The 12660-nt window shown below is 58.1% G+C and carries 13 protein-coding genes; 5 read left to right on the top strand and 8 right to left on the bottom strand.

The window, feature by feature from the left end:
* Positions 1 to 34 precede the first annotated feature (34 nt).
* Complete coding sequence (gene bioB / locus CQ12_RS21785; RefSeq protein ID WP_057837359.1) at positions 35 to 1036, bottom strand: biotin synthase BioB; 1002 nt, start codon at positions 1034 to 1036, stop codon at positions 35 to 37.
* Between the two features lie 286 nt (positions 1037 to 1322).
* On the opposite strand from bioB, the gene CQ12_RS21780 reads away from it, so the two are divergent.
* The 4 genes from CQ12_RS21780 to CQ12_RS21765 all read left to right on the top strand — a co-directional run bounded on the left by CQ12_RS21780 (position 1323) and on the right by CQ12_RS21765 (position 4573).
* Positions 1323 to 1958, top strand: a complete 636-nt coding sequence (locus CQ12_RS21780) for a GntR family transcriptional regulator (protein WP_057837358.1) — start codon at positions 1323 to 1325, stop codon at positions 1956 to 1958.
* A 162-nt stretch (positions 1959 to 2120) separates the two neighbouring features.
* A complete protein-coding gene (locus CQ12_RS21775) occupies positions 2121 to 2426 on the top strand; it encodes a Dabb family protein (protein WP_057837357.1) in 306 nt (101 codons plus the stop codon).
* A 171-nt stretch (positions 2427 to 2597) separates the two neighbouring features.
* Positions 2598 to 3992 carry an aminodeoxychorismate synthase component I gene (pabB, locus tag CQ12_RS21770; RefSeq protein WP_057837356.1) on the top strand — a complete coding sequence of 465 codons (1395 nt, stop codon included), beginning with the start codon at positions 2598 to 2600 and terminating at the stop codon, positions 3990 to 3992.
* Entirely contained in the window at positions 3989 to 4573 is a 585-nt protein-coding gene (locus CQ12_RS21765) for an anthranilate synthase component II (protein WP_057837374.1), read from the top strand. Before pabB ends, CQ12_RS21765 begins: the two co-directional genes overlap by 4 nt.
* Before the next feature lie 298 nt (positions 4574 to 4871).
* Here the strand turns inward: CQ12_RS21765 and CQ12_RS21760 are convergent, their stop codons facing one another.
* The 7 genes from CQ12_RS21760 to CQ12_RS46500 all read right to left on the bottom strand — a co-directional run bounded on the left by CQ12_RS21760 (position 4872) and on the right by CQ12_RS46500 (position 11939).
* Positions 4872 to 5519, bottom strand: a complete 648-nt coding sequence (locus CQ12_RS21760) for an O-methyltransferase (protein ID WP_057837373.1) — start codon at positions 5517 to 5519, stop codon at positions 4872 to 4874.
* Positions 5520 to 6835: 1316 nt separating this feature from the next.
* The gene (locus CQ12_RS21755; RefSeq protein ID WP_057837355.1) at positions 6836 to 8389 is read right to left on the bottom strand and encodes an E2 ligase fold family C protein; all 1554 of its coding nucleotides are present in this window, start codon (positions 8387 to 8389) and stop codon (positions 6836 to 6838) included.
* A 4-nt stretch (positions 8390 to 8393) separates the two neighbouring features.
* A complete protein-coding gene (locus CQ12_RS21750; RefSeq protein WP_057837354.1) occupies positions 8394 to 8882 on the bottom strand; it encodes a Mov34/MPN/PAD-1 family protein in 489 nt (162 codons plus the stop codon).
* Positions 8879 to 9496: a putative metal-binding protein gene (locus tag CQ12_RS21745; RefSeq protein WP_057837353.1), complete on the bottom strand. Its 618-nt coding sequence runs from the start codon at positions 9494 to 9496 to the stop codon at positions 8879 to 8881. Before CQ12_RS21745 ends, CQ12_RS21750 begins: the two co-directional genes overlap by 4 nt.
* Entirely contained in the window at positions 9489 to 9782 is a 294-nt protein-coding gene (locus CQ12_RS21740) for a DUF2604 domain-containing protein (RefSeq protein WP_057837352.1), read from the bottom strand. Before CQ12_RS21740 ends, CQ12_RS21745 begins: the two co-directional genes overlap by 8 nt.
* A gap of 772 nt (positions 9783 to 10554) precedes the next feature.
* Positions 10555 to 11457, bottom strand: a complete 903-nt coding sequence (locus CQ12_RS46505; protein ID WP_245310070.1) for a reverse transcriptase domain-containing protein — start codon at positions 11455 to 11457, stop codon at positions 10555 to 10557.
* Positions 11361 to 11939, bottom strand: coding sequence for a reverse transcriptase family protein (locus tag CQ12_RS46500; RefSeq protein WP_245310068.1), 579 nt, complete (start codon positions 11937 to 11939; stop codon positions 11361 to 11363). The genes CQ12_RS46505 and CQ12_RS46500 overlap by 97 nt, the downstream gene beginning before the upstream one ends.
* 226 nt (positions 11940 to 12165) lie before the next feature.
* Between CQ12_RS46500 and CQ12_RS44010 the strand changes: the two genes are divergently transcribed.
* The gene (locus tag CQ12_RS44010; RefSeq protein ID WP_157088382.1) at positions 12166 to 12327 is read left to right on the top strand and encodes a hypothetical protein; all 162 of its coding nucleotides are present in this window, start codon (positions 12166 to 12168) and stop codon (positions 12325 to 12327) included.
* Positions 12328 to 12660: the final 333 nt, after the last annotated feature.

The following is a 12660-nucleotide window of genomic DNA, read 5'->3' as shown; positions in this document are numbered from 1 at the left end:
CTGGAGTTTGCGTACAGCGTACTCGCTGCCTGTTTCACTTGAGACAAGGTGCGGACGTGATGCCGAGCCGGTCCAGCAAATTCGCGTCGCGGTCGGCTTGCGAGTTTTTGGTAGTCAACAGCAAATCGCCGATGAAGATCGAATTCGCGCCGGCCAAGAAGCACAGCGCCTGCAGTTCATCGCTCATATACTGTCGCCCGGCGGACAACCGCACGACGCTTTTCGGCATCATGATTCGAGCGGTCGCGACAAGCCGCACCGTCGCGATCGGATCGGGACGCTCGGCGGTGTCGTTGACCGGCACGCCCTTGACCTCGTTCCACAGGTTGATCGGCACGCTTTCGGGAGGCCTTTGGAGATTGGCGAGCAGCACCAGCATGCCGAGCCGGTCCTCGAGGCGCTCGCCCATACCAATAATGCCGCCACTGCACACCTTGATGCCGGCATCGCGCACATGTGCAAGTGTGTCGATGCGGTCCTGCAGGGTGCGCGTGGTGATGATCTTACCGTAGAACTCGGGCGAGCAGTCGACATTGTGATTGTAGAAGTCTAGCCCCGCCTCAAAGAGCCGTGTGGCCTGCTTGCGCGTCAACATGCCGAGCGTGACGCACGTCTCCATCCCGAGGCATTTGACAGCGCTGATCATGTCGCAGATCTGGTCGAGATCGCGATCCTTTGGACTGCGCCAGGCCGCGGCCATGCAGAAGCGCCTCGCGCCGGCGTCCTTCGCCCGCTTGGCGGCGGCAACCACATCGGCGCAATCCATTAGGCGGGTGGCTTTCAGCCCGGTGTCGTAGTGGGCGCTCTGCGAGCAGTAGGCGCAGTCTTCCGGACAGCCGCCAGTCTTGATGCTGAGCAGGCTCGCGGTTTCAAGTTGGTTTGGATCGAAGTTGTCGCGATGAACGCTCTGCGCCTGAAACACCAGGTCGGCAAACGGCAGGCTATAGAGCGCTTCGGCCTCGGCGCGCTCCCAGCCACTGCGAAGCGGCGCTCTGTTGCCCCCGTCGTTCCGCTCCACTCCGTTAGCAGCAATCATGGACTTGCCTTCTTACCCGCGTCAATCATAGATACCGGCGCCGATTATCGATAGTCAGCGATCGATGCAAGTTAATTGCTTTAGGAAACGCTCGGAGATGATTATCGCCGCCCAAAGCCAGCGTTTCGGATGTAAAGCTAATCGATGCGCAAAGACCGCAAAAACTGCTCAAACTCAGCGAAATCCTGCAACATCGGGCGAATCAAAGTTTCGATGTTGAACGTCTCACACGTGTGGGCCGCTCGCCGAATGGGCACACATACCGCTCAGCTTTTGTAGATAATCTATGATCACCGACGAGAACACCACAATTGTCCAGCACATTGCGGACTCAATTGCTGATCGCATCATTAGCGGCGCTCTGCTGCCTGACGCCCCGCTCCGGCAGGATCATGTCGCGCGAGAGTTCAATTCCAGCCATGTCCCCGTGCGCGAGGCGTTTCGCCAACTGGAGGCTCAACATCTCGTTGTCGCGGTGCCCCGTCGTGGCGTGAGGGTCGCTCCGCTCGATGCCAATTCCGTGAAGGAGATCGCCGAGATGCGTGCAGCTCTCGAGGTGGTCGCCCTGCGCAATGCGGCTCCAAAGCTCACCTCTAGCCATTTGGCACGGATCGAGCTCGCCCTGATTGAAGCAGAGAATGCCCAGACCATTCAGAATTTTGAGATGGCCAATCGCGCCTTTCACCAGGCACTGGTGGCGCCGTGCGCGATGCCACGCCTGCTCGCCAGTCTCGACGGACTACAGCTTGCAAACTCTCGACTTGTGTTCGCGATGGCACGAAGTAGCGGCTGGCAGCCGCGGTCCAATCAGGATCACCGCGTAATTCTGCAAGCATTGCGACTTGGCAACGTCGATCAAGCCTGTAACCTGCTCGCACGCCACATCCAAACGATTGAGCGCCTTACCCTTCCTGCGTCCTGACCGGCAGTTCTGGCGGGTTCCGTTGCAGACCACGGTCCTTGCAAGTCTACCGCAGCAGCAACCATCTTGCCGGGCGACGCGGGATACGACGCTAGCGTTGCAGCGGGCCTGATCCTACGATAGTTATGCGACCTACTTGCGATATCACTCCTCAGGCTACCTATGATTCGTCACATCGTCTTGTTCACCGCCAAGGATGAGGCCCAGATCGACAAAATGATCGAAGGCCTGTCGGTTCTCACCACAATCCCGCACGCCCGCCGGCTCGAGGTTGCTCGCAATCGCAAGACCGACCAGCTCGGCAACGACATCGACGTCGTGGTTTATGGTGAGTTCGATAACGAGGCAGATCTCGCAGCTTACAAAGCGCATGATCTATACCAGGAATCGATCAGTCGGGTACGACCACTCCGCGAACTGCGGTTCGCGGCCGACTATAACGTATCAACAGACGTGCGTTTTGCCTGAATAGCAGCGACAAGCCAAGTTAGTCGGCGCGCCGTGTCCATTGGTGGGGGTTAACCTGATATTAGATCTCAACAGCTTGCGGGCTGACGAGCGTCACTCTCGTGGGGGTGAGAACCACAATCGGACCGCATCTCATAGCGCGCCAGTCGTCAGTGACTGACAGCCCGCCCGATGCACGTCCGCGAACTGCAGTGGATTGAGCCTGTTGCAGCGATGCGATGTCTCGCGCATCGACCGCACCTTACGTTTCTCGATAGTGCGGCAAAACATGAGTTGCTTGGGCGCTACTCATATCTGAGCTGCGACCCGTTCAGCACCTATATGGTCGCGGACGGACAGGCGAGTTGCAATGGAGAGGCTCTTAAGGGCGATCCATGGGGAGTTCTTCGCACCCTGCTCGCCAAGTATCCGCAAGAGCATCGCCTCGATCTCCCGCCGTTCCAGGGAGGTGCTGCCGGCTTCCTTGCTTACGATCTGAACAGGACACTGGAGCGATTGCCGGCGCCCGCAATTCCCGGTCTGCGCTTGCCCCAATCCGTTCTGCATTTCTATGATGTGGTGGTCAGCTACGACCACCGCGACGACAGATGCTGGATCGTTTCTACCGGATGGCCGGAACAGGATCCCGCACGTCGGAGCGAGCGTGCACGCCGTCGAGCCGATGAGTTTGCAGCACTGCTTGTCAGTCCAAAGTCGCCGCGGAATCAGGTCCCGGACACACCCGGCGGATGGCATTCGAACTTCAGCCGTGACGGCTACATTGCGGCGGTACGGCGCGTCATCGACTTGATTCTGGCTGGAGACGTCTTCCAAGCCAACATTGCGCAGCGCTTCAGTGCCAAGCTGTCGCCCTCATTTGATCCGCTTGCCTTCTACTGCCAGCTGCGTTCATTGAACCCGGCGCCCTTTGCAGCCCTCCTGCGTTACGGCAAGTTGACCATCGCATCGAGCTCCCCGGAACGGTTCCTAAAGCTTGCCGGACGAAAGGTCGAGACGCGCCCCATCAAGGGCACGATTGCGCGTTCCGCTGAGTCCGAGGAAGACCAGCGTCGCGCTGAAATTCTTGTCGCGTCCGAAAAGGACCGCGCCGAGAACATTATGATTGTCGACCTCTTGCGTAACGATCTTTCGCGCGTTTGCACGCCGCATTCGGTCGAAGTTCCAGCGCTTTGCAACCTCGAATCCTATGCCTCGGTGCACCACCTTGTGTCGATCGTTACGGGTGAACTTGCAGAGGAGCAAGACGCCGTTACCCTACTGCGAGCTTGCTTTCCCGGCGGCTCCATTACCGGGGCGCCAAAGGTGCGATCAATGGAAATTATTGCCGAAATCGAGCGTGTGGCGCGAGATATTTATTGCGGGGCGATCGGCTTCATCGGCTTCAACGGGCATATGGATACGAATATTGCGATCCGCACTGTAACGATCGACGATGGCCTCGCCGTGTTTCATGCTGGCGGCGGGATCACGGCGATGTCGGACCCAGAGGCCGAATACGAGGAGACGTTCGCCAAGGCGCAGCGAATCTTTGACGCATTTCGTGCTAAAGGATGCGGTGCATCTTGATTGTCATCATCGACAACTACGACTCCTTCGTATTCAACATTGCCCGCTATTTCCGTAAGCTTGGTGAAGCAACGGAGGTGATCCGAAACGACGCGCTGACCGTCAGCGATCTTGTCGGCCTCAAGCCGCGCGCAGTGGTTATCTCGCCCGGCCCCTGCACTCCACTCGAGGCCGGAATATCTACGGCCATCGTCCGCGAACTTTCAGGTCGCCTCCCCGTTCTCGGCATCTGTCTCGGACATCAGTGTATTGGGAGCGTGTTCGGCGGACGCGTAGTGCGTGCACGTCGCCCCATGCACGGGGGGTCTTCGCATATTGCCCATGACGGCCGGGGGCTATTCACTGGGCTCTCATCGCCGCTTTGCGTTGGCCGCTACCATTCTCTTGTTGTTGAGCTCGATGAGACATGCGCCCCGCATCTCAAGGTGACAGCGCGTTCCGGGGACGGCGAGATCATGGCCCTCGCGCATCGGTATCAACCAACTTATGGCGTACAGTTCCATCCCGAATCGATACTTACCCAACAAGGGCACCTACTTCTTTCAAACTTCTTGCGAATAGCAGAAACTTCGTTCGCCTGAGGATCGAATACTATGACGTACGTCTGACGTCGGAAGAAGCGTGCTGCGCAATCTGAGAGCGAGCTAGCTCGCTCCTCAGATCCTCAGCAAACGAAACCTTCCAGGATGCCATTATAAGCACGGTAGCCGCACTCAATTCGAAGAGAACTCGGCTCCAAGAGCGGGAATTCATGCGAGGAGTTCGAAGCGCCCTCACTGGATCACCTCTATTGAGCCCTGCCGCCTCGTGAGTGGGGCCGAAGATCCTCCCCCACAGATCCGTCGCGCAAGACGAGGCCGCGAAAACGAGATAGTCGGCTCAGGCTACCTTCACGCAGAGCTCCGCGCCAATTTTGATTGGCAGCGTTAAACGCAGAAACCCGTTTGCGGGGTCGCGGACAAACTCGAGAAAATCCGGCTCAGCGTTCTCGTTCATCACGTAGCCCCCAACCCGCACTTGCGGTGCGACAATCTCTATAACTTGTCGGGCCAAAGAGGGCCCCTCATTCAGAATCCAGCCGTCCATCAGAACAAAATCTACTGGTCCACCGAGATCACGCAGAGTCCGCCGGGCGTCCCCTTCCCTAATCTCGGCGTAATCCGACAGACCTACATGGCGCAGGTTGCGACGCGCTGCTGCTGCCTTCGCAGAGACGAGTTCCGATCCAATCACGATCCCACCGCCATTGTCACGCATTGCAGCGGCGAGATAGAGCGTTGACATCCCGGTAGAGGTCGCAAATTCCGCTACGCGCTTTGTACGCAGCCATCGACAGAGCAGATAGATCAGTTCGCCCTGCTCAGGCGCAATGCCGAGACCGTACTGCACGTAGTCGAAGGGGTTGCGGCTCGCTTTCGGGTTGTTACGTGGTCCACCGTCAAGAGGATACTGTTCCGATAGCAGGCGCGCAGTTACCGCATGAAAATTCTCATCCTGAATGAGACTAGGCGCAACAGCATTCGACATGGCTTGATTTCTCCGTTCGAGTGGATTGCATCTCAGAGGAAAGTCCAGGAAAACTTCAGGGTCACTAGCGTCGGTTACTTGGCAGTACGCGCCGCCTGCCATGGCACTTAAGTGGTACTTAGAATTTCTGGGAGCTCCCATGCTACGGACCCCTGAAAACTAATGCTGTCAGTACGCCATCATTAGATCTTGATGGCTTCACGGCCTGCTCGACCGCATCGGATCCAGCGGGGTGCCAAAAATGTACGAGCATGTCGCCCTCATGCCGTGCGGCTCATCCGCCAAGAACTTCGCAACTGTCCATTCCACCACTGAAAAAGTGGCACCATGTTGCGGCCGAAGCGTTTTCGAAACAATTTTCCATTTTTCTCAACCTTAAGAAACTGCCTGCCTCAGACACGCCTTAACGCAACTAATAGTAGCAACGCTTCATTTCAAGTTTGTGTCGTGCAAAGAGAGTTCAAGCATGTGTGAAGTCGGTCCAGCCTAGGAGGAGGAGAAGATAAACTCTTCGACTTGGCCCATTTGCAGAAGGTCCGTACAGGAGAATACGAGAACTCAATTTTCTCCAATATTGAGAAAATCCGTATCCCAACACGGTTACGACAAGCTGGCGCGCATCCGGCCTCGTCTGCCTGGCCGCCGCTCTTGTAATGATGGATTCAATGAGTCCGCACACTAAGAGCTTCGTGAACCAATAAGATATCACTGAGGAAGGTAGTTGGATGCCTTGCGCCGACTTTTTGGAATACGGCTACGCGCCCGATCCCCGTTTCGGACAGCAACAGCAATTCACATTTGTGCTCAATCTTCCTCAATCGAAATCGCGGAGCGTGCCCGCGCAACGGCTTTTCCCCTCTGCGCGTCAGGACAGCGGCGCCAAGACCTGAGAAGAGGCGGCTGCATAGAACAGCGGAAGCCATCAGCGATCTGCGCGCGCGTACCACCGTCAAGGGAGACGTCCGAGCCGATGTGTGAGGCGATACCGGTCGTGCGGACGATGGTGCTCAGGCCTCCGAGACCAACGACCGACCCCCGTGATCGCGTGAAGACGAACGTCGCTGTAGCGATACCGAGGTCACGCTGTTCGATTCCACCACAGGTGGATCGAGAAGATCAGCGAGTCTCGCGTCGGTTGTCGTCCAATACCATTCCGAAAAAGATCCGCCGTCCCAGTAGACTCGCCATCGGCGCGAACCAGCTGAACCGCTGGCGGCAGGCTCCCGAATCGGTGATGCGCCTGATGTCGACCTTCGAAACTACGCGTCTGGCTGGAGCGCACGTGCGCGGCGCCTACGGTGAGGCGAAGCCTTCCATTATTGATCAGATCGAAGTTCACGAGCTGCGCAGCCTGCGTACTTCCGCCGGTACGCAGCTAAAAAGTCTTCGTCAGCGCAGATGCACCGCCCCGACGTATCTTTCGCCTTGGGATCGTGAAGATGCGATGCGAGTGGACGAAGCAGGTTAATCCGTGTGCTTGTGGTCGGCGTGTTCAGAAGCCCGGAAGCGTGCTTCACGAGATCTGCCGCCAACATTATGCCGGCAAGGGCCGACTGGAACGACATCGGTACGACCGCTCTCACGGGCTGCGCTCCGTCCGTCAGGCGCATGACAATCCCGCCACAGATTGCGCGCTGGTGAAAGGATCGGACGGACAGTCCGATGAACTCTCTAAGGGCTTCGGACGGGATGTCGAAGGCCTTAGCGACACGCTCGACGAAACCTACATCCACCGGCCTGTTTGTCTGAAGAAGATGCCGGATCTCCTGTCGAGCCTCCGGCATCTTCAGCTCCTCAGCCATCTTCTCGTCCTCGTCCTTTATCTTCCCATGGGGCAAGTAAAGGCAGGCCAGACATGCCCGGCCGTCATCAAAGCCATGCCGCGATACCCCGAGATCGAGCTCCTGTGTCCAGGCGTTTACAATCCATTTCGGCAACACTCCTTGCACGGCAATACGGTCCGGAGCGTTGTCTAATGCGACCGCGATTCTTTCGAAAGCCCAATCGTTCCGATCGCTCACATACACGTCCCACTTGGCGCAATGCGCTGACACTTGCAGCGCCGTCTCCGCGAGCGCGGCACTCGCCAGATCCACTTTTGGTGAATCAACGTCAGATTGGCTGGTCAGCACGTAGCGCTGCAGATTCGAGAGGTCGACCTCCTCATGGTCAACCAGACGGAGCGATCCCTTAAGGCCCACCGCACGAGCCAAGGCCCAAATGGTGCCATTCCCGATAGCGCCGAGGCCTACGAGGTGGGTGTCGCCGATATCCGTTCCCTCAAGGCTCGGACCAGAACCAGCGGTATCATGGTTATAGGTCAGCATCGATAGGTCGATATGGTCGTCGGCTTCGCCCTGCTCCAGCTGTTCGGCAAACACCGTGCGAAACACGTTGGCGGCGGCGAAACATGACGCAGCCCCTGCACCGAACGGATTCATCGACTCGCCCGAACCAACTGGACCGTTGCTCGAAAGCTTGGCTCTCCATCCGTCGGAACCGATGAAGAAAGTCGGACACTTAGTCCGCGACGGACTGCGTCCAATAACCACGGAAACTGTGATAGCCTTCCTGGTCTTGGCGAGTTCGATCTCCGGATTGATGGACTTCGCTAGGAACTCCAGGGTTGGAGCGTAACGCTTTGCCTCTGGATCGAGCGGCCGTAGCGCGATCGTTGGATAAAGACGCGGCAACAGCCTGATAATCATGTCCAGGCTAGCCCTGCCTTCAAGGGTCTGCACGGCTGTGCCATCGAAAGACACTCCGATCACCTGCGTAGCTAGTCTATCCTCGAACGCCGACATCTTGAAATTGGTCAGGATCCGCGACGCCGCCGACGCTGCACGGTCCATGAAGTTGGCCATGGCCATTCGTTCAATCCTTGACTGAAATCATCCGCGTAACCTGGCCAGCGGACAGGGGTTGCCACACACCGGTCCCGTCAAGCCGGTACGATGCGACGTTCCTGAGATCGAAGGCCGCTCGCGCGAAGTCCGGCACGACCAAAGATAAGCATCCCACCGTCGTAGCGATCGCGTACTCGTCGTCCGTGCTGGAATGATAGGCTCGACCGGGATGACTGTGTATCTGAGCAATGAGCGCAAGTTTCTCCTGGTATAGCCATACATTTATGCGATGCAGCTCTTCCGGTCCTGTCACGACGCAGACCCCGTCGAGAGTACGTATGTGGCGCTGGACAGGAATGAGTGTCCTATGTACCTGAAAATGGTGCCCAGTCTGACGGCCTACCCAAAGGCCGAGACCTTCATGCCCTTCACGCCCCACTTTCCGCAAATGGGCATGGAGTTCGTCCACGCAGCCACTTGGTACCGAGATGGCCGTAACGTCCGCGATCTGATTCATTCCGGTACTGCCAGTAATGAGGGCAGCGCGTTCACCGCCGGGACCTGCACTTGCACCTGGTAATGCTCGATCGGCTTTACCCCGTGCTCCCAAATCTTTTCGAGGATAAAGACTAATGATCCTTCGCCAGAGCTTCGATGCATCAACCATGAATCACCGCTATGAGCGGGATTGTCGTGATACTCGCGAATGCCGGGAAGACAAATAAAGGGTAGATCATCAGAGCTGTCGTACTGAATCATGTTTGACAGTTGCACTCTGCCCTGCTGGGCCAGCGCCAGAATGGTTTCGGGAGTTGCGCCGGGGATTGCCGCGCGGCGAAGCATTTGCACCTGGAGCAATTTGGCAGGTATCGGTTCGCGCGTGAAAGGATCCACGAACGTGACGGAGGGCGGCCGCAGATCGTAATCCGTAAAGTTCAGCACGATGGCAGCAACGATCGGAGGCGGTTTCGGCTTAGTCGCCGCGAAAACCACGAAGATCTCCGGAAACTCGGCGTCAAGCAGGATCCAGCCCCTCTTACGATAGGCCGACTCCATGCTCCGATAGTTGGCAAGCTCCCGCTCGAACTTTGCGCGTGAGACTTCGGGATCGACAGTTTGGAGATCAGACACCGGCCACGCCAGCCTTGAGACTCAGGAACAGCGTCACTTCCTTGCCGAACCCGAACTCTCCTACCTTCTTGTCCGGGTCCAACGGCTCGCCCGCCTCGTTCTTGATCTCCCAATTCTCGGGCGGTTGAGCCAGGTTCTTGGTCTTCTCCAGCGCTTTTTGGCGGGCCACATGCAGCGGCTGCTGTTCTACGGCCTTTATCACGACAGGCTGACCGTTCACGACCATTGTGATTTCGACGAAATCCGCGCCATGATCACTTTCCGGCTTCTTCTCGCTGTTCTTCATTTTTGGTCCTTTTGTGGTGTGGACGGCACTTGGAATCGATGCTGTCGATTGTATGCGGAGGGAGGTGCTAAAAAAGCGAGCATGCTAAAAGACGCAATCGAAAAGTCTTCATTTTGCGCGCGTTAATGCAGTTTTCAGGCGTTCTCCCGGTTGCAGACGTCTAGCGCTCTCTCGTCCACATCCCAGACCCGTAGCGGCTTGATGGTGCGAGCGGCGCCCTCGCATCATCGCGGGATGAACACCGCTGCGAGAATACATCTTCGGTGCGATGATCCGAGTGTCGGCCGAGCGCGTGATGGCAGCGGAAAAGGAATCAGCTTGATTATCCAACGATTTCTAGGCGCGTTTGGAAAAACAGCAACTTCACTGGCTTGGCAGCCGTTTCCAAATGGCTTGTCATGCCTCAGGGGCAACTCTACGAAAACCGCGGCTACATCAGGGACACTTGGACCGTCCGATGCGAACTTGACTAAGGCGAACGCGCCAGCCGGCCCGCGTTATCTCGATCAGCTCGGAAAGCCGATGCAGAAACGCCGCTACACCGCATATTGCGGAAGCACGTTTTCGTATTGCCGGGCAGCTGAAAACCCCAAGCGGTTTATCTATGGGAGTGCCGCCCGACTTGATCTGCGAGTTACAAGACAAGTCGAACTGGGTTGAGTGGACTCGTTGTCTCCGAAAGAAGCGCCACGTGTCTCCGATCGGGATAGGGGGGCATCTCGCGACGCCGCCCCTCCCCCACCACCGGACATACGGGTCTGTATCCGGCGGTTCAGTGGATTATGCATGCCGCTGTACCGTGACGGAAGCCAAGCCGAGTGAGCTGAAGAACGCGATTGGCATGGCGACGGTGAGCGCGGGACTGTTCGCGAGCCGCCAGGGGCCATGTGGGTTTCCGGCGGTTTTCGCCGCCCGATCCCGACTGACGCCGCGGCGTCGCAGCTCCGCAGAACGAGTGCCTCCGCGCTTCCATTGTTTCCCAGGCGATGGCGCGCAACCGCCGCCTGAGCCATTGATCAAGGTAGCGCAATATCGACGGGGTTTGGCAGAAGCCGAAGTAGCCGCGCCATCCGATCCGATAGACGGACAACTCCTTGACAATCTGCGCAAGGCTTCGACCACGTGTGCGCCGTGTCAGCTCCCGGACTTTCGCGTTGAAGTGGGCGATCGCCTGCGGCGCGATGCGCCGTCGCGGTGCTGTCCCACTGGTAAAGCTGAAGCCCAGGAACTTGCGAGCACTTGGTTGGGCAACCGCGCTCTTGGCCTCGTTAATCCTGAGCTTTAGGCGCCTTTCCAGGAACTTCTCGATGCCGGCCAACACCCGCTCGCCCGCCTTCTGACCGCGCGCATAGATGTTGCAGTCGTCGGCGTAGCGCACGAAGCGATGGCCGCGCTTCTGAAGCTCCTTGTCCAGCACATCCAGCATTAGGTTCGACAATAGCGGCGAGAGCGGTCCGCCCTGTGGCGTGCCTTCCTCCGTCGGACTGACAAGCCCTCCCTCCATCACACCCGCATTCAACAATCCGCGGATGGGCTTCAGAAGGCGTTTGTCAGCAACCCGCTTTGCCACAAGTCCCATCAGGATATCGTGGTTGAGCCGGTCGAAGAACTTTTCCAGGTCGATGTCCAGGACGACGGCGTGCCCGGACGCGATATACGCCAGCGCCCGTTCCACCGCCTGATGCGCGAGGGTCCCAGCCGGAAGCCGAAGCTCGTCTCGGAGAACGTCCCGTCCCAGTCCGCCTGCAGCACCTGCATCACCGCCTGCTGGATGAAGCGGTCAAGCACCGTTGGGATGCCAAGCGGCCGCCGGCCGCCCGATGCCTTCGGTATCTCCACCCGCCGCACCGGCTGCGGTTTGTAGGTGCCCTCAAGCAACTGGGCTCGGATCGTGAGCCAGTGTTCCTTCAGGTGGGCCGGCAGTTCGCCGACAGTCATCCCATCGACCCCTGCCGCACCCTTGTTGCGCTTCACTCGCGCCAACGCTTTCATCAGATTCTCACGCTCGATCACTGCTTCCATCGACGGTCCTGCGACCGCCGGGCGTTCGAGGCTGGCCTTCGACGCGCTTGCTTCGGTCTCTCGGGCGGCGGCGCATTGGGTTTCACCCACTGTTCCGGTGCCCGAGTTCAGTTGAATCTGATTCTTCTGCCGCATGGCTCGCGCCAGCACAAGCGGAGCATCAGTGTGATGAAATCACATCGAAAAACGTGCGTGAACGCAGAATTTAAGCGTCAATGCGTGACACGTTGCATTAATCAATGTCGAAATTCCGCTAGCCTGCAAGGTCAAGTGTATCCCGTGTTTGACGAGCCCAACTGTTCGGGGGCGCAAGACAATGAGTCGTTAAATTCAGTCCAGCGAAGCGGCACAGGAGCGGGAAATGGCTAGGTACTTCTACTGGCTTCTCAGTCGCCCGCGCTGGGTCATCGGTTTTGTTGCCACCGTCGTGGTTGCCGTAATCCTGGCCGTCGCCGCATTGAGCAGCGATGGTTGCGGGCGCGTGGGCAATGAGACGCCGCCAGGCGTGCACATCCGTCGGTAGACGAGCACGCAGGGAGAGGTATTGATGACCAGTAAGAATGCCCATGCGCCGCATGTGGCGCCAACCCCGAATGGATGGAAGCCGCGGTAGCGGTCTCCTCTGCGGCTTAAAAAAAGCCGAGAGGCGAGTGCTCCGACCGACGGCGCTATCTCCACCAGCCCCACGTTTTCGTGTCGCCGGGCAGCTGAAAACGATGACTGGATGTTCTCTGAGAGAGCTGCCCAACTTGATCTGCGAGAGGACAATCAAACTGCGTTGAGGGGACTCTTAGCCTCCGAAAAAAAGGGCCACTCCGAAGGAGTGGCCCAAGTAGGGGAGGAAACGCCCTTGAGG

The sequence above is a fragment of the Bradyrhizobium jicamae genome (assembly GCF_001440395.1).
Classification (GTDB): Bacteria; Pseudomonadota; Alphaproteobacteria; order Rhizobiales; family Xanthobacteraceae; genus Bradyrhizobium; species Bradyrhizobium jicamae.
Note: the sequence above shows the minus strand (reverse complement) of the source record. Positions and strands in the feature narration are given on the sequence as shown.